Source organism: Streptomyces sp. NPDC043952 (assembly GCF_056435325.1).
Map to the genome: position 1 here is coordinate 1 of NZ_JBWKES010000007.1, position 17793 is coordinate 17793.

At 71.1% G+C, this 17793-nt stretch carries 24 protein-coding genes and 3 tRNA genes; 19 read left to right on the plus strand and 8 right to left on the minus strand.

The window, feature by feature from the left end; genetic code table 11:
• Positions 1-315: 315 nt before the first annotated feature.
• Positions 316-1179: a zinc metalloprotease HtpX gene (htpX, locus tag AC069R_RS10100; protein WP_478766151.1), complete on the plus strand. Its 864-nt coding sequence runs from the start codon at positions 316-318 to the stop codon at positions 1177-1179.
• Between the two features lie 61 nt (positions 1180-1240).
• On the opposite strand, the gene AC069R_RS10105 is transcribed toward htpX, so the two are convergent.
• A complete protein-coding gene (locus AC069R_RS10105) occupies positions 1241-1798 on the minus strand; it encodes a DoxX family protein (protein ID WP_478766153.1) in 558 nt (185 codons plus the stop codon).
• A gap of 121 nt (positions 1799-1919) precedes the next feature.
• Entirely contained in the window at positions 1920-2321 is a 402-nt protein-coding gene (locus AC069R_RS10110; RefSeq protein WP_478766155.1) for a YccF domain-containing protein, read from the minus strand.
• 270 nt (positions 2322-2591) lie between these two features.
• Between AC069R_RS10110 and AC069R_RS10115 the strand changes: the two genes are divergently transcribed.
• The gene (locus AC069R_RS10115) at positions 2592-2861 is read left to right on the plus strand and encodes a GlsB/YeaQ/YmgE family stress response membrane protein (RefSeq protein WP_397984551.1); all 270 of its coding nucleotides are present in this window, start codon (positions 2592-2594) and stop codon (positions 2859-2861) included.
• A gap of 74 nt (positions 2862-2935) precedes the next feature.
• Here AC069R_RS10115 and AC069R_RS10120 read toward each other — a convergent pair whose 3' ends face one another.
• A complete protein-coding gene (locus tag AC069R_RS10120; RefSeq protein ID WP_397984548.1) occupies positions 2936-3424 on the minus strand; it encodes a YajQ family cyclic di-GMP-binding protein in 489 nt (162 codons plus the stop codon).
• Positions 3425-3648: 224 nt separating this feature from the next.
• Between AC069R_RS10120 and AC069R_RS10125 the strand changes: the two genes are divergently transcribed.
• The 3 genes from AC069R_RS10125 to AC069R_RS10135 all read left to right on the plus strand — a co-directional run bounded on the left by AC069R_RS10125 (position 3649) and on the right by AC069R_RS10135 (position 4528).
• Positions 3649-3730: transfer RNA gene (locus AC069R_RS10125), tRNA-Tyr, on the plus strand.
• A 180-nt stretch (positions 3731-3910) separates the two neighbouring features.
• Positions 3911-4135, plus strand: a complete 225-nt coding sequence (locus AC069R_RS10130) for a hypothetical protein (RefSeq protein ID WP_478766157.1) — start codon at positions 3911-3913, stop codon at positions 4133-4135.
• 177 nt (positions 4136-4312) lie between these two features.
• Complete coding sequence (locus AC069R_RS10135) at positions 4313-4528, plus strand: hypothetical protein (RefSeq protein ID WP_478766159.1); 216 nt, start codon at positions 4313-4315, stop codon at positions 4526-4528.
• A 28-nt stretch (positions 4529-4556) separates the two neighbouring features.
• Here AC069R_RS10135 and AC069R_RS10140 read toward each other — a convergent pair whose 3' ends face one another.
• On the minus strand, positions 4557-5213 hold the full coding sequence (locus AC069R_RS10140) for an SDR family oxidoreductase (RefSeq protein ID WP_478766161.1): 657 nt from the start codon (positions 5211-5213) through the stop codon (positions 4557-4559).
• Positions 5214-5287: 74 nt separating this feature from the next.
• Positions 5288-6538, minus strand: a complete 1251-nt coding sequence (locus AC069R_RS10145) for an amidohydrolase family protein (protein WP_478766163.1) — start codon at positions 6536-6538, stop codon at positions 5288-5290.
• A gap of 1002 nt (positions 6539-7540) precedes the next feature.
• On the opposite strand from AC069R_RS10145, the gene AC069R_RS10150 reads away from it, so the two are divergent.
• From AC069R_RS10150 to AC069R_RS10180, 7 genes are all read left to right on the plus strand, one after another.
• A tRNA-Thr gene (locus tag AC069R_RS10150) sits at positions 7541-7613 on the plus strand.
• Between the two features lie 46 nt (positions 7614-7659).
• Positions 7660-7732 (plus strand) — tRNA-Met (locus tag AC069R_RS10155).
• A 91-nt stretch (positions 7733-7823) separates the two neighbouring features.
• On the plus strand, positions 7824-7988 hold the full coding sequence (rpmG, locus tag AC069R_RS10160) for a 50S ribosomal protein L33 (RefSeq protein WP_003948671.1): 165 nt from the start codon (positions 7824-7826) through the stop codon (positions 7986-7988).
• Between the two features lie 132 nt (positions 7989-8120).
• Positions 8121-8573: an FAS1-like dehydratase domain-containing protein gene (locus AC069R_RS10165; RefSeq protein WP_471063162.1), complete on the plus strand. Its 453-nt coding sequence runs from the start codon at positions 8121-8123 to the stop codon at positions 8571-8573.
• Positions 8574-8580: 7 nt separating this feature from the next.
• Positions 8581-9009, plus strand: a complete 429-nt coding sequence (locus AC069R_RS10170) for a MaoC family dehydratase (RefSeq protein ID WP_478766165.1) — start codon at positions 8581-8583, stop codon at positions 9007-9009.
• A gap of 165 nt (positions 9010-9174) precedes the next feature.
• Positions 9175-9750, plus strand: coding sequence for a TetR/AcrR family transcriptional regulator (locus tag AC069R_RS10175; RefSeq protein WP_478766167.1), 576 nt, complete (start codon positions 9175-9177; stop codon positions 9748-9750).
• A 118-nt stretch (positions 9751-9868) separates the two neighbouring features.
• Positions 9869-11368 (plus strand): MFS transporter, encoded by a 1500-nt coding sequence (locus AC069R_RS10180; RefSeq protein WP_478766169.1) that lies wholly within the window; start codon positions 9869-9871, stop codon positions 11366-11368.
• On the opposite strand, the gene AC069R_RS10185 is transcribed toward AC069R_RS10180, so the two are convergent.
• The gene (locus AC069R_RS10185; protein WP_478766170.1) at positions 11369-11794 is read right to left on the minus strand and encodes an ATP-binding protein; all 426 of its coding nucleotides are present in this window, start codon (positions 11792-11794) and stop codon (positions 11369-11371) included.
• 156 nt (positions 11795-11950) lie between these two features.
• On the opposite strand from AC069R_RS10185, the gene AC069R_RS10190 reads away from it, so the two are divergent.
• From AC069R_RS10190 to AC069R_RS10220, 7 genes are all read left to right on the plus strand, one after another.
• Positions 11951-12823 carry a helix-turn-helix domain-containing protein gene (locus AC069R_RS10190; RefSeq protein WP_478766172.1) on the plus strand — a complete coding sequence of 291 codons (873 nt, stop codon included), beginning with the start codon at positions 11951-11953 and terminating at the stop codon, positions 12821-12823.
• Entirely contained in the window at positions 12820-13029 is a 210-nt protein-coding gene (locus AC069R_RS10195; RefSeq protein WP_037663355.1) for a DUF397 domain-containing protein, read from the plus strand. Before AC069R_RS10190 ends, AC069R_RS10195 begins: the two co-directional genes overlap by 4 nt.
• Entirely contained in the window at positions 13029-13211 is a 183-nt protein-coding gene (locus tag AC069R_RS10200) for a DUF397 domain-containing protein (protein WP_478766174.1), read from the plus strand. Before AC069R_RS10195 ends, AC069R_RS10200 begins: the two co-directional genes overlap by 1 nt.
• Complete coding sequence (locus AC069R_RS10205; RefSeq protein WP_478766176.1) at positions 13211-13393, plus strand: DUF397 domain-containing protein; 183 nt, start codon at positions 13211-13213, stop codon at positions 13391-13393. Before AC069R_RS10200 ends, AC069R_RS10205 begins: the two co-directional genes overlap by 1 nt.
• Positions 13394-13505: 112 nt before the next feature.
• Complete coding sequence (locus AC069R_RS10210) at positions 13506-13907, plus strand: hypothetical protein (protein WP_478766178.1); 402 nt, start codon at positions 13506-13508, stop codon at positions 13905-13907.
• Positions 13908-13983: 76 nt separating this feature from the next.
• Positions 13984-14151 carry a hypothetical protein gene (locus AC069R_RS10215; RefSeq protein ID WP_478766180.1) on the plus strand — a complete coding sequence of 56 codons (168 nt, stop codon included), beginning with the start codon at positions 13984-13986 and terminating at the stop codon, positions 14149-14151.
• Between the two features lie 16 nt (positions 14152-14167).
• A complete protein-coding gene (locus AC069R_RS10220) occupies positions 14168-15253 on the plus strand; it encodes a UDP-N-acetylmuramate dehydrogenase (RefSeq protein WP_478766535.1) in 1086 nt (361 codons plus the stop codon).
• Between the two features lie 19 nt (positions 15254-15272).
• Here AC069R_RS10220 and AC069R_RS10225 read toward each other — a convergent pair whose 3' ends face one another.
• Both AC069R_RS10225 and AC069R_RS10230 read right to left on the minus strand, forming a co-directional pair.
• Positions 15273-16304: an adenosine deaminase gene (locus tag AC069R_RS10225; RefSeq protein WP_397984514.1), complete on the minus strand. Its 1032-nt coding sequence runs from the start codon at positions 16302-16304 to the stop codon at positions 15273-15275.
• Between the two features lie 124 nt (positions 16305-16428).
• Positions 16429-17655, minus strand: a complete 1227-nt coding sequence (locus AC069R_RS10230; RefSeq protein ID WP_478766182.1) for a pyridoxal phosphate-dependent aminotransferase — start codon at positions 17653-17655, stop codon at positions 16429-16431.
• Between the last annotated feature and the right edge of the window lie 138 nt (positions 17656-17793).

The window sequence follows — 17793 nt, forward strand, 5'->3', positions numbered from 1 at the left end:
GCATCAGCGTCTTGTTCGCCATGCTCCGCGACGGAACCTTCTACGAACCCAGAACCCCACGCCTCGCTTGACGAAGGACATAGAGGCACCCCCCGGCCCCTTCCGGGACAGCCTGCCGGCCCTCCACTACAGCCCACCGGTCGGCCTCCCCGGCAGCCCACCGCCCCCCTCCGCGCGGCCACGGACCCCCCTTCACTCGTACGGCCGCCGCGCCCGCCCCCGCCCACCTGGGAACTTGTGGCCGCCGCCTCGCGTTGGGCAGTACGGGAGGGTCCACTGGACCGAAGGGTCCCTGAACCACTTGGAGGGCGTACCGTGCACCGCCGGCACAACGGGCTCAGGACCGCAGTACTCCTCGGGGGACTGTCGGCGCTCATCATCATCATCGGCGGCTTCTTCGGCCGCACCGGCTTGATCGTCGCGCTCCTGATCGCCCTCGGCACGAACGCGTACGCGTACTGGAACAGCGACAAGCTGGCGCTGCGCGCGATGCGGGCCCGCCCGGTGAGCGAGTTCGAGGCCCCGGCGCTGTACCGGATGGTCCGCGAGCTGTCCACACAGGCCCGCCAGCCCATGCCCCGGCTCTACATCTCCCCGACCGAGGCCCCGAACGCCTTCGCCACCGGCCGCAATCCGCGCAACGCGGCGGTGTGCTGTACCGAGGGCATCCTGCGCCTGCTGGACGAGCGCGAGCTGCGCGGCGTCATCGGGCATGAGCTGAGCCATGTCTACAACCGGGACATCCTCATCTCCTCGGTGGCCGGCGCGCTCGCCTCGGTGATCATGTTCCTGGTGAACTTCGCCTGGCTGATCCCGGTCGGCCGTTCGGACGACGACGAGGGCCCCGGCCTGCTCGGCATGCTGCTGATCATGATCCTGGGCCCGCTCGCCGCCACGCTGATCCAGCTGGCCATCAGCCGCTCCCGCGAGTACGAGGCGGACGCCTCCGGCGCACAGCTCACCGGCGACCCGCTCGCCCTCGCCGGCGCCCTGCGCAAGCTGGAGATCGGCACCCAGCAGCTGCCGCTGCCGCCCGAGCCGCGGATCGAGACGGCGAGCCACATGATGATCGCGAACCCGTTCCGTCCGGGTCAGGGGCTGTCGAAGATGTTCTCCACGCACCCGCCGATGGCGGAGCGGATCGAGCGCCTGGAGGGCATGGCCGGCCGCAGGCTCTGAGTCCGGGACCGCCTCCACCGGCGCTCCGGGAACCCCGCACGCCGGAACCGCCGGGCGCCCGTCACAAGGACAGCGCGAGCGCCGCTCCCAGGCCCCCGAGCGCCAGGGCGAGGGCCCCCTGGGGCCAGCCGCCGTTCCCCCACCGGAAGAAGCGGTCCAGGGCGAGCCGGCCGGGCCCGATGGCCGCGACGGCGAGGGCGACGACGGCGATGCCGATGTTGTACTCCACCCCGCCGTGATCCACCCACACCCCGTGGGCGGCGCTCACGGTGACCATGGCGTTGATCATCACGCCCACGATCGCGGCGGCCGCGAGCGGGACGAACAGCCCGGCGGCGAGGCCGAGACCGCCGAGGAGTTCGGAGAGGCCGCCGATGGCCGCGAAGAGTCTGCCGGGGCGGTAGCCGAGGGCCTCGAACCCCTTGCCGGTGGCGGTCAGTCCCTGCCCGCCGAACAGTCCGAAAAGCTTCTGGGACCCGTGCCCCGCGAGAAACAGCCCGAAGGTCAGCCGGAGCAGCAGCAGTCCGCAGTCCGCGGCGCTCACCCCCGTACGGCCGGCTCCCTGCCGGGTGGCCGACGGTGTGGCGGCGGTGGACGGGCCGATGTGGTTCCTGGGCATCTGAGGACTCCGTACGGATGCCGGATACGTGCTCCCCCAAGCCCTGGACAGGCGTCTTGAGCCCCCCTGTTCGCCGCCCCTGTAGCGATGATTCCGGAGGTACGGCGCCCCCGCACATCGATCAGCGGTCGCCGAACCCCCGGTCCGTGGGGACGATCTCGCGGCCCAGCGGCATCAGCGAGACCGGGATGAGCTTCAGGTTCGCCCAGCCGAAGGGGATGCCGATGACCGACAGGAACAGCGGAATGCTGGTGATCAGGTGCCCCAGGGCGAGCCACCAGCCCGCGAAGATCACCCAGATGACGTTGCCGATGACCGATCCCGCGCCGGCGTCCGGCCGGTCCACGGCGGTCCGGCCGAACGGCCACAGGACGAACCCGGCGATGCGCAGCGAGGCGATGCCGAAGGGGATCGTGATGATCAGGACGAAGCAGATCAGCGCGGCGATGAGGTAACCGATCGACATCCAGATGCCGCAGAAAAGCAGCCACAGGATGTTGAGCAGCAGGTTGAACACCTTCATGATCGGTACCTCTCAGGTCACTGCGCCGGGCTTCCCTGCTGCCACAAGTATCAGCCGGTCACGCCCTTCGAGCGGTGCCGGAGCGTCCTGTAGCGAGATCGGCAACGATCCGGGACGAAAGCCCGACCGGGCGGCGGCAACCGGGCGGAGGTTTGCCGGCGTCCTGTTCACCAAGACGGTACGAAACCGCGCACGGCGGACCGCTGGTTCTCACCAAGGTCTCACGAACGGGCCTGTGCGCACCGGGCGCGAAAGGGCAGGGTTGGCGCTATGGGCATCATCGCTTGGATCATTCTGGGGCTGCTGGCCGGAGCCATAGCCAAGGTCCTGCTGCCGGGTCGCGACCCCGGCGGGCTCCTGGGCACGACCGTCATCGGCATCGTGGGCGCGTTCGTCGGTGGCTGGATCTCGTCCCGTTGGCTGCATCACCCCGTCAGCAGGCACTTCTTCGACGGCGCCACCTGGGTGTCCGCCATCGGTGGCTCCCTGGTCCTGCTGATCGCCTACCGCCTGGTCTTCGGCAACTCCCGCCGCGGCTGAGCACCGCCCCGGCAACACGGAAGGGTGGGCGCCCGCAGGGGCCCCACCCTTCTCTCCGTTCCCCGCCCGGTTTCCTACCGGTAGTTCACGAACTGAAGCGCGAAGTCGAAGTCCTTGCCCTTCAGGAGGGCGATCACGGTCTGGAGGTCGTCGCGGCTCTTGGAGCTGACGCGCAGTTCGTCGCCCTGGACCTGGGCCTTGACGCCCTTGGGGCCCTCGTCGCGGATGATCTTCGCCACCTTCTTGGCGTTCTCCTGGGAGATGCCCTCCTCGATCGAGGCGAAGATCTTGTACTCCTTGCCGGACAGCTGGGGCTCGCCCGCGTCCAGCGCCTTCAGCGAGATGCCCCGCTTGATCAGCTTGGACTGGAAGACGTCGAGGACGGCCTTCACCCGCTCCTCGGAGTTCGCCTCCATGAGGATCTTCTCCCCCGACCACGCGATCGAGGCGCCGACGCCCTTGAAGTCGTAGCGCTGGGAGATCTCCTTGGCGGCCTGGTTGAGGGCGTTGTCGACCTCCTGCCGCTCGACCTTCGAGACGATGTCGAAACTGGAGTCGGCCATGTCCTGTGGCTCCTTGTATCGGGTGCGTATCGGGTGCGTGCCGGCGTGCGTGGCGGCGGCCGCCGGGCCCGGCATCCAGCCGGGCCGCATCCGCACCAGCCTAGCCACCCCATCACCCGAGGGCTGGAGATCAATCGGGTGGCGAAGCACCCCCGTGGATCGGGTATTGTTTACGTCGTTGCCGGGGAACACCGCCGAAAGCGGGTTCGATTGGCAGCAACCTTGGCGGTGTGCCCGAGCGGCCAAAGGGAGCAGACTGTAAATCTGCCGGCTCAGCCTTCCCAGGTTCGAATCCTGGCGCCGCCACACTTTGGGGAAGCCCCCTCTGAACTGCGAACGCAGTACGGAGGGGGCTTCTTCTTGTGTCTGCCGACATGGCTCGCGGTCGGCACTAGAATCGAACGAGTGAGCGAATATCGATCGGCGGAACCAGAAGCAGGGCCCGGTGCGGGTGCGGGTGCTCCCCGTCCGGACGATGCTGGAGGCATGGCCGGGAAGCGCCCCATCGTCGTCCAGCTGCCCTCGCCGAGCGGTGGGCGGCGGGTCCGGGTGGACGGGGAGACCCTGGGGCTCGCGCACGACGTGCGGGACCTGGTGGAGTTCCTGCGCAGAGCCGGGCTGGACATCGAGCCGGAGCAGGTCGCGGACTCGCCGTTGATCGACTGGCGCGGCGTCGGCCCCGAGCACTGGGAGGCGGAGTCGCGCACCTGAGGCGGACGCGTCCGCCGGCTCACCCGAAGCGGACGCTGATCGCCGTCGCCGTGAGACAGGCAGACCCGCCTGCGCGCCTGAAGCGGGCACAGTCGCCTGCCCTCCTGAAGCCGGCGCAACCGTCAGCCCCCGGACGCCAGCGGCCGCCTGTGCGCCTGGAGCAGGCACACTGGCCGTATGTCCTCCTCCCGACGCAGAACCTGCCCCGTATGCCGCCGTGAGATCGCCGTCGTCGCGGGACGTTTCGCGCGGCATGATCCGCCTGGGGGGCGGGAGGACGTGCGGCTCGTCTCCTGTGAGGGGTCGCGGCGGAAGGCGCATCTCGGGGCGGCGCAGCCCACGTTGGACGGGTACGTCGTGCCCGAGTTCCCCGGTCAGTTGCCGTTGTTCTGAGGCGCGGTCAACAGCGGTCGCCGTGGCCTCAGTTGCCCGCCACCGACTTCACCGCGACCGACACCGGCGTCGAACCGGACGTCAGTTCCAGCGTCAGACCTGCCGTCGACGAGGTCTCCACCAGCTCCGCGAGTACGGCGGCCACGTCGTCCCGCGGGACCATGCCGCGCCCAGTGTGCGCCTCCAGGCGGACCAGTCCGGTGCCGGCGTCGTCGGTCAGCGTGCCGGGCCGCAGGATCGTCCAGTCCAGGTCCTTCTGACGGGTGACGTACGCGTCGGCCTCGCCCTTGGCGCGCAGATAGACGTCAAACACCTCGTCGCCCTGGTGCGCGGGGTCCGCGCCCATCGAGGACACCACCACGAACCGGCGTACGCCCGCGCGCACGGCCGCGTCCGCGAACAGCACCGCCGCGCCCCTGTCCACCGTCTCCTTGCGGTCCGTACCGCTGCCCGGACCCGCGCCCGCCGCGAACACCGCCGCGTCCGCGCCCCGCAGCAGCCCCGCGACCTCCTCCACCGAGGCGGACTCCAGGTCGAGCACCAGCGGCTCCGCCCCGGCCGACCGCAGATCGCCGCTCTGCTCCGGCTTGCGGATGATCCCCGCGACCTCGTACCCACGCGCGGCGAGCAGCCGTTCCAGCCGCAGCGCGATCTGACCGTGACCACCAGCGATGACAATGCGCATGCTTTAGACCGTACGCCCGAAAACCCCCGCCTGCCGCACGGGTTGACCCCGCCCGCGCCCGGCCCCGGCGCGCGCTACGACACCTCGCCGCGCCCCTGCCGCGGCAGCCCCAGCTCCGGGGCCGCCGCCGAGTTGCAGTACTCGCGGACCGCGCTCGTACGGGCCACCACCCGCGCGCGGTGGATCACGATCCGGCTGTACGCCAGGGAGAGCGCGCCCGGCAGATGGTCGCCGCGCACGGCGAGCAGCTCCGCGGGGAACCCCGCCTCCACGCGCACGCCGGGCAGGCCGAGCGCGGCGCGGGCCGTCGTGCTCACCGCGTCGTACGCCTCCTGAGGGCGCAGCCCGTGGGCGGAGGCGAGCAGGTAGGCGGCCTCCAGGGGGTCGCCGCGGCCCACCGGGTTCGACACGTCCCGCAGCGCGCCGCTGCCGGCCGCCACCCGGACCCCGGCCGCGCGCAGCAGCCGTACCGGGGCCGCGCCCCGCCGGTCGCTGCCGCCGCAGCCGCCCTGGGGCAGGCATACGACCGTCACCCCGGCCGCCGCGAGCTGGTCCGCGGCGCGGGAGGCGGCGTCGGCGGACAGGCGCGTGAGACCGGCGCACGGGCCGATCGTCACGCCGGGGCGCAGACCACCCGCCATCGCCGCGAGCCGGGACAGCCGGGCCGGGTCGGCGGCGTCCGTGTGCAGGTCCACCGGCAGGCCGTGCTCGGCGGCCACCTCCAGGACCGCCTCCACGTACCCCGTGGGATCCGGGTCCAGGTCGGGGCAGCCGCCCACCGCCGCGGCGCCCATCTTCGCCGCGTCCCGCAGCATCGCCAGTCCGTCCGCCCCGGCCACCCCGGTCAGCAGCCGGGGCATCGCCACCGCCGTCAGCTCCGCGAGCCCGCGCAGCGCCCGCCGCGCCTGGAGTACGGCGCCCAGCGCGCCGAGTCCCTGTACGTCGCCCACGCGCACGTGCGCCCGTACCGCCGTCGCCCCGTGGCCCAGCTGGAGCAGCGCCGCCTCGGTGGCCCTGTGCTGGACATCCTCGGGGGCGCAGGAGGCCGGGCCCGCCTGCTCGGCGGACAGGGCAGTGTCGCCGTGCGCGTGCGGCTCCGCCGGGGCGGGCAGCAGCAGGTAGCCGGAGAGATCGACGCGCTGGGCGCCCGTGCGGGCCGGCCCCTGCGCCAGGCTGCCCGCGGTGCCCACGGCCTCGATCCGGCCGCCGCCCAGCCGTACGTCCACGGTCCGGCCGTCGGTCAGCCGCGCCCCGCACAGCAGCAGACCGCCCGACGGATTCGACGAGTTCGACGGCAGGTGCGGCTGCGGCTGGCTGTCGGGCATCGCGCTCCAAGGTCGGGTAGAGGCGGGTAGGTCGGGGCGGCCGGGACGGTCGGGAATCTCGGGAGGGCATGGGGGAGCCGGTGACGCGCCGTGACCGGCGACCGGAGGTTCGAGGCGCCCCAAGATCACACAGGGCGTGTCGAGCCTAGGGTGACGAACGGCACAGGTCCCGCAGGAGCGCAATAGTCGTACCGGCGTGGTGCACGGGAACCTGCGGGCGCGGGATGGGGGCGCGGGCCCGTGAGGAGGGGGAACCTGCGGGGGTGCGGAGGGGGCGCGGACCCGGAGGGGGAGCCTGCGGGCGTGCGGAGGGGGAGCCTGCGGGCGTGCGGAGGGGGAGCCTGCGGGCGTGCGGAGGGGGAGCCTGCGGGCGTGCGGAGGGGGCGCGGGCCGTGGGAAGAGGGAGCCTGCGGACGCGGGCGGGGGAGTACGGGCGCAGGAGTACAGGGGCTGCGGGGGCGCGCGGGCAGTGCTCTCCCGCCCACCGCCCGCCAGCCTCCGGAATCCCTGACGGGCCCGTACGGTCGCCCCGCCTGCCCGCCTGCCCGCCTGCCCGCCTGCCCGCCTGCCCGCCTGCCCGCCTGCCCGCCAGGCGACGCGGCCCGCCGGACACCAGTGACCCGCTCGACACCAGCGGCCCGCTCAGCGCCAGCGGCGTGCTCCGCGCGCCCCAACGCCTTCCGCTTGGCCTTACCCAGCGTGATCTTCCAGGCCCCCGGCCGCGCCCCACCCGCCCTGCTCCCGCGGCTCGCGCGGCCACCCCGGCGCGCACGCCCCGCCGATCCGCCTCCGCTTCGGCCGCCCCCGGCCGGGGACCCCGGCAGGCACCTGGCCAGCTCCCGGCAACTCCCGGCAGCCCCCCAACAGCCCCTGACAGCCGCCCCCACGGCCCCCGGAGGCCCGCCCGTCAGCCTCGGCGGCAGGCGGCCCGACGCCGGCGTGACCCCGTGGGGATATGGATTTGGGTGAACGGCGGCGGACCGTGTAATGTCTTCATCGCTCGCCCCAATAGCTCAGTCGGCAGAGCGTCTCCATGGTAAGGAGAAGGTCAACGGTTCGATTCCGTTTTGGGGCTCTGGTGTGAGAGGTTCCCGTCGCAAGACGGGTTCCGATCTCATCAAAGCGGTGTAGCTCAGTCGGTAGAGCAAGCGGCTCATAATCGCTGTGTCACCGGTTCAAGTCCGGTCACCGCTACTGACAGTAGCCGATTGTGGGGTCGGTCCTTCAATCGGCTACTCTTTCTTGCGTTGAACTAGCCCATTCTGTTCGTCTTAGGAGCACTCACGTGGCTGCCACCGACGTCCGCCCGAAGATCACGCTGGCCTGCGTGGAGTGCAAGGAGCGGAACTACATCACCAAGAAGAACCGGCGTAACAACCCGGACCGACTGGAGATGAAGAAGCACTGCCCGCGTTGCAACGCGCACACCGCGCACCGCGAAACGCGATAAATAGGCTCGTTCGCGAGGCCGTCCCCTTTCGAGGGGGCGGCCTCGCGGCGTTTTCACGGTCGGGCCTCCGGCCGGTTCCGGGCCCCGGATAGTTTGGGACCCTCACATCCAGACATCAGGAGGTACCGGGCCATGGCGCTCGACCAGTCCTTCGTGGGACGGACCTACCCGCCCACCGCGCCCTACGAGGTGGGCCGGGAGAAGATCCGCGAGTTCGCCGAGGCCGTGGGGGAGACCAACCCGGTGTTCACGGACCCGGAGGCCGCCAAGGCGTACGGGCACTCCGACGTGATCGCCCCCCCGACCTTCGTGTTCTCGATCACGTTCCGCGCCGCCGGCCAGGTGATCGAGGACCCGCAGCTCGGCCTGGACTACAGCCGGGTCGTGCACGGCGACCAGAAGTTCGCCTACCGCCGCCCGGTCCGCGCCGGCGACCGGCTCACGGTCACCTCCACCATCGAGGCGATCAAGTCCCTCGCGGGCAACGACATCCTGGACATCCGCGGTGAGGTGCACGACGAGGCGGGCGAGCTCGTCGTGACCGCCTGGACCAAGCTCGTGGCCCGCGCGGCCGAGGAGGTTTGAGCAGCTGATGACGGCGAAGATCGGCTACGACGACGTCGAGGTCGGCACCGAGCTGCCGGCCCGGACCTTCCCTGTGACGCGCGCCACCCTGGTGCGCTACGCGGGTGCCTCCGGGGACTTCAACCCCATTCACTGGAACGAGAAGTTCGCCAAGGAGGTGGGCCTGCCGGACGTCATCGCGCACGGCATGTTCACCATGGCCGAGGCGATCCGCGTGGTCACCGACTGGCTCGGCGATCCGGGCGCGGTCGTGGAGTACGGCGTCCGCTTCACCAAGCCGGTCGTGGTGCCCAATGACGACCAGGGTGCCCTGATCGAGGTCAGCGCCAAGGTCGCGGCCAAGCTGGACGACAACACGGTCCGCGTGGACCTCACGGCGACCAGTGGCGGCCAGAAGGTGCTGGGGATGTCGCGGGCGGTCGTACGGCTCGCCTGACGGCGGACGGACCGGCCGCGGAAGCGGTGTGCGGGTAAGGGGCGCTCTCCCTGGCGAGGCGCCCCTTACCCGCGCCCAGGGCGCCCAAGTTCTCGCCCCGGCCTCCCTTGAGCTCTCACTCCGACCTCCCTTGCGAAGTTAGTAACTGAGTACTAACTTACTTTCGTGGTCAGGATGAGTGCAGAAGAACGGCGCGAGAGCGTCATCCGTGCGGCGACGGAGGAGTTCGGCCGGGGTGGCTATTACGGCACCTCCACCGAGGCCATCGCCAAGCGGGTCGGCGTGTCGCAGCCGTACCTCTTCCGGCTCTTCCCGGGCAAGCGGGCGATCTTCCTCGCGGCGGCCGAACGCTGCGTGGAGGACACCATCCGCATGTTCGAGCAGGCCACCGAGGGGCTGGAGGGCGACGAGGCCCTGCACGCCATGGCCGAGGCGTACACCAAGGCCATCGCGGAACAGCCCTCGCGCCTGATGATGCAGATGCAGATGTACCTGGCCGTCGCCGCCGCCGAGGAGGAGGGCGACCGGGAGTTCGGGGAGGCCGTACGGGCCGGCTGGATGCGGCTGTGGGACACGATCGATCTGCCGCTCGGCGCGTGCGTGGCCGACACGACCGAATTCATCGCCTACGGAATGCTCATCAACTGCCTGGTGGCCATGGGCTTCCCGCGCGAGCACCGGGTGTGGGAGGGCCTGCACACCATCCCGTTCGAGCGGCGGGCGGGCGCATCGGACGCCTAGGCCGGAGCGCACCGGGGGATGCCTGCGGGGCACACCCATGTCCGTAAAAGTTAGTCATCAATCACTAATCAAACCCGACACACCGAAGACACCGAGAACTCATTTCTCCGGGGGAGCGATGTCACAGCAGTCCGAGCAGTCCGAGCAGACTGAACAGTCCGAGCAGTCTGAACAGACCGAACAAACCGCACAGCCCCGCGGGAGCGCCGGCTGGGCCCTCCTCGTCACCAGCGTCGCCGGCTTCATGGCCGCCCTGGACAACCTCGTCGTCACCACCGCCCTGCCCGCCATCCGCAAGGACCTCGGCGGCGCGCTGGACGACCTGGAGTGGACGGTGAGCGCGTACACGCTCACCTTCGCCTGCCTGCTGATGTTCGGCGCCGCGCTCGGCGACCGGTTCGGGCGCAGGCGGCTGTTCATCACCGGGCTCACGATCTTCACCGGCGCCTCCGCCGCCGCGGCGATGGCCCCCGGCATCGACTCCCTGATCGCCGCCCGCGCGGTGCAGGGCGTCGGCGCGGCCGTGATGATGCCCCTCACGCTGACCCTGCTGACAGCGGCCGTGCCCGCCGCCAAACGGGGGACCATGTACGGCATCTGGGGCGCCGTCAACGGCCTCGCCGTCGCCTCCGGCCCCCTCATCGGCGGCAGCCTCACCGAACACGTGTCCTGGCACTGGATCTTCTGGCTGAACGTTCCGCTCGGCCTGATCGCGCTGCCCCTCGCCCGCCTCCGCCTCGCCGAGTCCCACGGCACCGGCGCCCGCCTGGACGTCCCCGGCACCCTGCTCGCCAGCGGCGGCCTCTTCGGAATCGTGTACGGCCTGGTCCGCGGCCCCTCCGACGGCTGGACGGACCCGGTGGTCCTGACCGCCCTGTCGGCCGGCGGCGCGCTCCTCGTCGCCTTCGTGGTCTACGGCTCCCGCGCCGCCAATGCCATGCTGCCGATGCGCCTGTTCCGCTCCCGCGCCTTCTCCGGGATCAACGCGGCCAGCCTGCTCATGTTCGTCGGCATGTTCGGCTCGATCTTCCTGCTCAGCCAGTACATGCAGGGCGTCCTCGGCTACTCGCCCACCGACGCGGGGCTGCGGATGCTGCCCTGGACCGGCATGCCGATGCTGGTCGCGCCCCTCGCCGGAATCCTCTCGGACCGGGTGGGCGGCCGGCCGGTGGTCGCCGCGGGCCTGATCTTCCAGGCCGGCGGCCTCGCCTACATGGCCTGCGTCGTCACCGCGCACGCCTCCTACGGGGTCCAACTGCCCGCCCTGATCCTCAGCGGTGTCGGCATGGCCCTCTACTTCGCCCCGGCCGCCAACCTCGTGATGTCCAGCGTCCGGCCGCACGAGCAGGGCATCGCCTCCGGCGCGAACAACGCCCTGCGCGAGGTCGGCGGGGCGCTCGGCATCGCGGTCATGTCCTCGATCTTCTCGGCGTACGGCGGCTACACCTCCGCCCAGTCCTTCGTGGACGGCCTGCGCCCCGCGCTGGTCACCGGCGCCGCCGTGGTCGCCCTCGCGGCCCTCGCCGCGCTGGCCATTCCGGGCCGGGGCCGTGCCGCCGGGCCGAAGACCACGGCCGAGGGCCCCGCCGTGCCGGTCCTGGAGAACGCGGCCGGCTGATCAGCCGACCGAGCACTCCGCCCACACCGTCTTGCACGGGAATCGGCCCTGCCGCACCCCCCAGCGGTCCGCCAGAGCGTCCACGAGGAGCAGGCCACGGCCCGACTCCGCGTCCTCGACGGGCCGTTGGCGCGTGGGGAGCAGTTCCCCGCGGGTGTCCGTGACCTCGATCCGCAGCGTGTCCCCGGCCAGGCTCAGCGTCAGCCGGAAGTCGCGCCCCGGAACGCGGCCGTGCATCACGGCGTTGGCCGCCAGCTCGGCCACGAGATGGCTCGCGGTCTCCGTGGGCAGCCCCCAGCGCCGCAGCTGCGCCTCGGTGAGCAGCCGGGCGAGCCGGGCGCCCCGGCGGGTGGACGACAGCAGCAGGCTGAAGTCCGGGAAGCGCGTGGGGGATTGGGCCGTGGCCTGGGCGAATTTCTGGTTCATGCCCTTCAGCGTGGCCGGAAATGCCTACCGTGAGGAGTGATCGAGCGGTTGCGTGCGGTGACTGTCGGCTGGTTGTCCGGTGCTGTCCAGGCTGTCGGGATCGTTGCTCCGGGTAGTGCGACGCGGAACGCGCGCGGGACGACAGAGGGGTACGAGATGTCGGTGGATGAGGCGGTACAGCCCGAAGAAGAGGTGGACGAGCCGGGCTGGGAGGTCGATCCGGACGACGAGTGGGGTGTCGCCGTGATCACCATGGTGGGACGGCAGTTGAAGCTGCTGCGCGAGGCGGCGGGGATGCGTGCCCCGCAGTTCGGGGCGCTCATCGGGTACGGGGAGGACCTCGTCTACAAGGTCGAGGGCGGTAAGCGGATCCCCAAGCGGCAGTACCTGGTCAACGCCGACAGGGTGCTGAACGCGAACGGGGTCATCGAGGCGACGTGGGAGGACGTCAAGAAGGTCAGGTACCCGAAAGGGGTTCGGGACCTGGGGAAGCTGGAGGCCAAGGCGGTCGAGATCGCTCTGTACGAGTGCCACATCATCCCTGGGCTGTTGCAGACGCCAGCACACGCACGAGCAGTGATCGGGGCGGCCCAGCCGCCGTACTCACCCGACGACGTGGAGCGCATGGTGGCCGCTCGGCTGGCCCGCCAATCGGTCTTCGACCGCTCACCTGCTCCAGCGCTCAGCTTCGTTCTGGAAGAAGGGGTCCTGCGGCGTCCCATTGGAGGCACAATGGCGTGGCGGCAGCAGCTCGAACGTCTGCTGGAGGTGGGGCGGTTGCACAACGTCGTGCTTCAGGTGATGCCGATGGGCTGTGACACGCACTCCGGGCTGGATGGCCGGATCGAAATGCTGAAGTTCCCCGACGGCACGGCTGTGGGCCGCTCCGACGGGGCATTCAACGGACGGCCGACCTCCGAACCCAAACACTTGCGCATCCTTGAGCTGCGGTATGGCACCATCCGGGCTCAGGCGCTCTCGCCACGAGAGTCACTGCCCTTCATCGAGCAACTGCTGGGAGAAACATGATCCGCAAGACCACTGCCGGGGGAACCTCCGAGCTGGCGTGGTTCAAGAGCAGCTACAGCGGCGGCAACGACGGCAACTCCTGCGTCGAGCTTGCCGTTACCCCCGGCACGGTGCACGTCCGCGACTCCAAGAACGTGGAAGGCCCCCGGCTGGCGCTCACGCCCGCCGCGTGGGCGAACTTCGTGCCGTACGCCTCGGAGGGCTGATGAACACGCTGGTGTGGTTCAAGAGCAGCTACAGCAGCGGCACTGACGGCGAGTCTTGCGTCGAGCTTGCCGTCACCTCCGGCACCGTCCATGTCCGTGACTCCAAGGACACCGATGGCCCCCGGCTGGCGCTTACCCCCGCCGCGTGGGCGGACTTCGTGCCGTACGCCTCGGAGGGCTGATGAATACGCTCGCGTGGTTCAAGAGCAGCTACAGCGACGGCAACGACGGCAACTCCTGCGTCGAACTCGCCGTCACCCCCGGCACCGTCCATGTCCGCGACTCCAAGCAGACCGATGGCCCCCGGCTGGCGCTCACCCCCGCCGCGTGGGCGGACTTCGTGCCGTACGCCTCGGAAAGCTGACACGCGGGTGTGGTCCACGGCATGCCGTGGGTCGGTTCCGGCCCACGGCATGTCGCCCCCGGCCGCGCTCCTAGACTGGCGGGCCCGCCCGTCGAGTGAAGGAATGATCCACATGCGTCCGGAACGGTTCCAGGACTGGCTGATCGACACCGTGAAGAACACGCCCGGCGTGAGCCGTGTCCAGTCCCTCGCCGAGACCGGAGACACCAAGCACCCCTTCGGCATTGCCCTCACCCGCGGCAACCGCGAGGAGCAGTGGCAGATCACGCACCAGCTCGCCGACGGGGAGAAGCACGAGCACGACGAGCAGCCGGTCAAGGAGACCCCGTTCACCTCGGCCGCTCCGCAGTCCGGCGATGCCGCCGACGTCTGGCTCGCGGGGGCGATCGGCGCCGCCGAGTGCCCCGAGATCGCCCGCGTCGAGCGCTGGGCCGCCCGCCCGGAGGGCTCCACGCAGGCCGGCCTCACGGTGTTCCACCACAACAACAGCCGGAACTTCGTCAGGCCCGTGTAGACCCCCGGTCGCCGGTCTCCGGCGGCCGGGCGCACCACATATCAGCACCATCCCCACGACCGAGGGATATCTGATCATGTGCGAACAGCAGCGCGACCGACGCTTCGATCCGGGCGAATTACGGGGCGCCTGCCCGGTGTGCGGGGCCACCGTCGGCGCACCGTCCGGTTCACCGACGACCATGCACCAGAAGAACGGCACCGGCACGGAGACCTGTCCGGGAAGCGGGCAGCCCGCGCTGTAAGTGCCTGACCGGCCGCATCCGGCAGGCTTCTCGTAGTCTTGCCCCCGTGCACGTACTCCACGACGCCCCCCTTGCCCCGCTGACCACGTTCCGGCTGGGCGGTCCCGCGCTGCGGCTGGTGACCGCCGAGACCGACGCCGAGGTGATCGATGCCGTCCGGGAGGCGGACGACAGCGGAACGCCGCTGTTGGTGATCGGCGGAGGATCAAACCTCGTCATCGGGGACAAGGGATTCGAGGGGACCGCCCTGCGGATCGCCACCCGAGGGGTCGAGCTGCGGGGGACCACCCTGGAGCTGGCGGCCGGGGAAGTGTGGAGCGACGCCGTCGCGCGCACCGTCGAGGCCGGGCTCGCCGGAATCGAGTGCCTGGCCGGGATTCCGGGGTCCGCGGGCGCCACGCCGATCCAGAACGTGGGGGCGTACGGCCAGGAGGTCTCCGCGACGATCTCCGAGGTGATCGCCTATGACCGGCGCGCCGGTGAGACGGTCACACTGGCCAACGAGGAGTGCGACTTCTCGTACCGGCACAGCCGCTTCAAGGCCGACCCCGAGCGGTACGTCGTCCTGCGCGTCCGGTTCGAGCTGGAGGACGCGGGCGGGATGTCCGCGCCGGTCAAGTACGCCGAGACGGCCCGCGCGCTCGGCGTCGAGGCGGGGGACCGGGTGCCGCTGGGCCAGGCCCGCGAGACCGTGCTGAAGCTGCGCGCGGGCAAGGGCATGGTGCTGGACGCCGACGACCACGACACCTGGTCGGCCGGCTCCTTCTTCACCAACCCGATCCTCACCGAGGAGCAGTTCGCCGCGTTCCGGGAGCGGGTGCGCGAGCGGCTGGGGGAGGGCGTCGAGCCGCCCGCGTACCCGGCGGGCGAGGGCCGCAGGAAGACCTCGGCCGCCTGGCTGATCGACAAGGCGGGCTACACCAAGGGCTACGGCACCGGCCCCGCCCGCATCTCCACCAAGCACACCCTCGCCCTCACCAACCGCGGCGAGGCCACCACCGAGGACCTCCTCGGCCTGGCCCGCGAGGTCGTCGCCGGGGTCCGCGAGGCCTTCGGGATCACCCTCGTCAACGAGCCCGTCATGGTGGGCGTGGGCCTCTGAGGAGCCGCCCCCCGGCCCCCTAGGACGTCAGCCAGTCGTCCACGCCAGCCAGCAGCCGCGCCTTGACGTCCGCCGGGGCGGCCGAGCCGCGGATGGACTGGCGGGCCAGTTCCGCCAGCTCGGCGTCCGAGAAACCGTGGGCATGGCGCGCGATCTCGTACTGGGCGGCCAGCCGGGAGCCGAACAGCAACGGGTCGTCGGCGCCCAGCGCCATCGGGACGCCCGCCTCGAAGAAGGTGCGCAGCGGCACGTCCTCCGGCTTCTCGTACACCCCGAGCGCCACATTGGACGCCGGGCACACCTCGCAGGTCACCTGGCGGTCCGCCAGCCGCTTCAGCAGCCGGGGGTCCTCCGCCGCGCGCACCCCGTGCCCGATCCGGCCCGCGTGCAGATCGTCCAGGCAGTCCCGCACCGAGGCCGGGCCGGTCAGCTCGCCGCCGTGCGGGGCCGACAGCAGGCCGCCCTCGCGCGCGATGTGGAAGGCCCGGTCGAAGTCCCGAGCCATGCCCCGCCGCTCGTCGTTCGAGAGGCCGAAGCCCACCACGCCCCGGTCCGCGTACCGCACCGCCAGCCGGGCCAGCGTGCGGGCGTCCAGCGGGTGCTTCATCCGGTTGGCGGCCACCAGGACCCGCATCCCGAGCCCGGTCTCCCGCGAGGTGGCCTCCACCGCGTCCAGGATGATCTCCAGGGTGGGGATCAGCCCACCGAGCCGGGGCGCGTACGAGGTGGGGTCCACCTGGATCTCCAGCCAGCCGGAGCCGTCCCGCAGATCCTCCAGCGCGGCCTCCCGCACCAGGCGCCGGATGTCCTCCGGCTCGCGCACACAGGAGCGCGCCGCGTCGTACAGCCGCTGGAAGCGGAACCAGCCCCGCTCGTCCGTGGCCCTGAGTTTCGGCGGCTCGCCGCTGGTCAGCGCCTCCGACAGCGTCTCGGGCAGCCGTACGCCGTACTTGTCGGCCAGCTCCAGGACGGTGCCCGGCCGCATCGAGCCGGTGAAGTGCAGGTGCAGATGGGCCTTCGGCAGCTCAGAGAGATCACGTACACGCTCCATTCCCAGATCCTGCCGCACACCCCTGCCCTCCCGGTAGCCGTTTCCCCGGTCGAGGTCTTGCCCGGACAAACGAACGAGGGGCACATACGGGTGTCCGCATGTGCCCCTCCCAAGCGTCCGGAGGTCAGTCCCTGGCCTCCGCCAGCAGCTTCTGGATCCGGCTCACGCCCTCCACCAGGTCCTCGTCGCCCAGCGCGTACGACAGCCGCAGGTAGCCGGGGGTGCCGAACGCCTCGCCCGGTACGACCGCGACCTCGGCCTCCTCCAGGATCAGCGCGGCCAGCTCGACCGAGTCCTGCGGGCGCTTGCCGCGGATCTCCTTGCCGAGCAGCGCCTTGACCGACGGGTAGGCGTAGAACGCGCCCTCGGGCTCGGGGCAGAGCACGCCGTCGATCTCGTTCAGCATCCGCACGATCGTCTTGCGACGCCGGTCGAACGCCTCGCGCATCTTCGCCACGGCCTCCAGGTCACCGGAGACTGCGGCCAGCGCGGCGGCCTGCGCGACGTTCGACACGTTCGAGGTGGCGTGCGACTGGAGGTTGGTCGCGGCCTTGACGACGTCCTTGGGGCCGATGACCCAGCCCACCCGCCAGCCGGTCATGGCGTACGTCTTCGCCACGCCGTTGACCACGACGCACTTGTCGCGCAGCTCGGGCAGCAGCGCGGGCAGCGAGACGGAGACGGCGTCGCCGTACACCAGGTGCTCGTAGATCTCGTCCGTGAGCACCCACAGGCCGTGCTCCAGGGCCCAGCGGCCGATCGCCTCGGTCTCGGCCTCGGAGTACACCGCGCCGGTCGGGTTGGACGGGGAGACGAACAGCACCACCTTCGTCTTCTCCGTGCGCGCCGCCTCCAGCTGCTCGACGGAGACCCGGTAGCCGGTGGTCTCGTCGGCCACGACCTCCACCGGGACACCGCCCGCGAGGCGGATCGACTCCGGGTAGGTGGTCCAGTACGGCGCCGGGACGATGACCTCGTCGCCCGGATCGAGGATCGCGGCGAACGCCTCGTAGATCGCCTGCTTGCCGCCGTTGGTGACCAGGATCTGCGAGACGTCGGGCTCCCAGCCGGAGTCGCGCAGCGTCTTCGCGGCGATCGCGGCCTTCAGCTCGGGCAGCCCGCCGGCCGGCGTGTAGCGGTGGAACTTCGGGTTCTTGCAGGCCTCGATCGCGGCCTCGACGATGTAGTCCGGGGTCGGGAAGTCGGGCTCACCGGCACCGAAGCCGATCACCGGCCGCCCGGCGGCCTTCAGGGCCTTGGCCTTGGCGTCCACGGCGAGGGTGGCGGACTCGGAGATCGCGCCGACTCGGGCGGAGACCCGGCGCTCGGTGGGAGGGGTTGCAGCGCTCATGGAGCCCATGCTTCCAGACCGGAAATGTCCGGGGCACACGGGTTTCACAGTCTGAACGGCTTCGGGTCCAGGCGTGAACGGGTATCCGAATCCGCCGCCCGGCCTGGACGATCTTCACCGCCGGACGCACGGGCGGGC

Bases quoted from the DNA above. Each gene is read 5' to 3' on its own strand.
- AC069R_RS10105 (WP_478766153.1), bottom strand. From the start codon at position 1,798: ATGCCCAGGAACCACATCGGCCCGTCCACCGCCGCCACACCGTCGGCC.
- AC069R_RS10110 (WP_478766155.1), bottom strand. From the start codon at position 2,321: ATGAAGGTGTTCAACCTGCTGCTCAACATCCTGTGGCTGCTTTTCTGC.
- AC069R_RS10115 (WP_397984551.1), top strand. From the start codon at position 2,592: ATGGGCATCATCGCTTGGATCATTCTGGGGCTGCTGGCCGGAGCCATA.
- AC069R_RS10120 (WP_397984548.1), bottom strand. From the start codon at position 3,424: ATGGCCGACTCCAGTTTCGACATCGTCTCGAAGGTCGAGCGGCAGGAG.
- AC069R_RS10130 (WP_478766157.1), top strand. From the start codon at position 3,911: ATGGCCGGGAAGCGCCCCATCGTCGTCCAGCTGCCCTCGCCGAGCGGT.
- AC069R_RS10135 (WP_478766159.1), top strand. From the start codon at position 4,313: ATGTCCTCCTCCCGACGCAGAACCTGCCCCGTATGCCGCCGTGAGATC.
- AC069R_RS10140 (WP_478766161.1), bottom strand. From the start codon at position 5,213: ATGCGCATTGTCATCGCTGGTGGTCACGGTCAGATCGCGCTGCGGCTG.
- AC069R_RS10145 (WP_478766163.1), bottom strand. From the start codon at position 6,538: ATGCCCGACAGCCAGCCGCAGCCGCACCTGCCGTCGAACTCGTCGAAT.
- AC069R_RS10165 (WP_471063162.1), top strand. From the start codon at position 8,121: ATGGCGCTCGACCAGTCCTTCGTGGGACGGACCTACCCGCCCACCGCG.
- AC069R_RS10170 (WP_478766165.1), top strand. From the start codon at position 8,581: ATGACGGCGAAGATCGGCTACGACGACGTCGAGGTCGGCACCGAGCTG.
- AC069R_RS10180 (WP_478766169.1), top strand. From the start codon at position 9,869: ATGTCACAGCAGTCCGAGCAGTCCGAGCAGACTGAACAGTCCGAGCAG.
- AC069R_RS10185 (WP_478766170.1), bottom strand. From the start codon at position 11,794: ATGAACCAGAAATTCGCCCAGGCCACGGCCCAATCCCCCACGCGCTTC.
- AC069R_RS10190 (WP_478766172.1), top strand. From the start codon at position 11,951: ATGTCGGTGGATGAGGCGGTACAGCCCGAAGAAGAGGTGGACGAGCCG.
- AC069R_RS10195 (WP_037663355.1), top strand. From the start codon at position 12,820: ATGATCCGCAAGACCACTGCCGGGGGAACCTCCGAGCTGGCGTGGTTC.
- AC069R_RS10200 (WP_478766174.1), top strand. From the start codon at position 13,029: ATGAACACGCTGGTGTGGTTCAAGAGCAGCTACAGCAGCGGCACTGAC.
- AC069R_RS10205 (WP_478766176.1), top strand. From the start codon at position 13,211: ATGAATACGCTCGCGTGGTTCAAGAGCAGCTACAGCGACGGCAACGAC.
- AC069R_RS10210 (WP_478766178.1), top strand. From the start codon at position 13,506: ATGCGTCCGGAACGGTTCCAGGACTGGCTGATCGACACCGTGAAGAAC.
- AC069R_RS10215 (WP_478766180.1), top strand. From the start codon at position 13,984: ATGTGCGAACAGCAGCGCGACCGACGCTTCGATCCGGGCGAATTACGG.
- AC069R_RS10225 (WP_397984514.1), bottom strand. From the start codon at position 16,304: ATGGAGCGTGTACGTGATCTCTCTGAGCTGCCGAAGGCCCATCTGCAC.
- AC069R_RS10230 (WP_478766182.1), bottom strand. From the start codon at position 17,655: ATGAGCGCTGCAACCCCTCCCACCGAGCGCCGGGTCTCCGCCCGAGTC.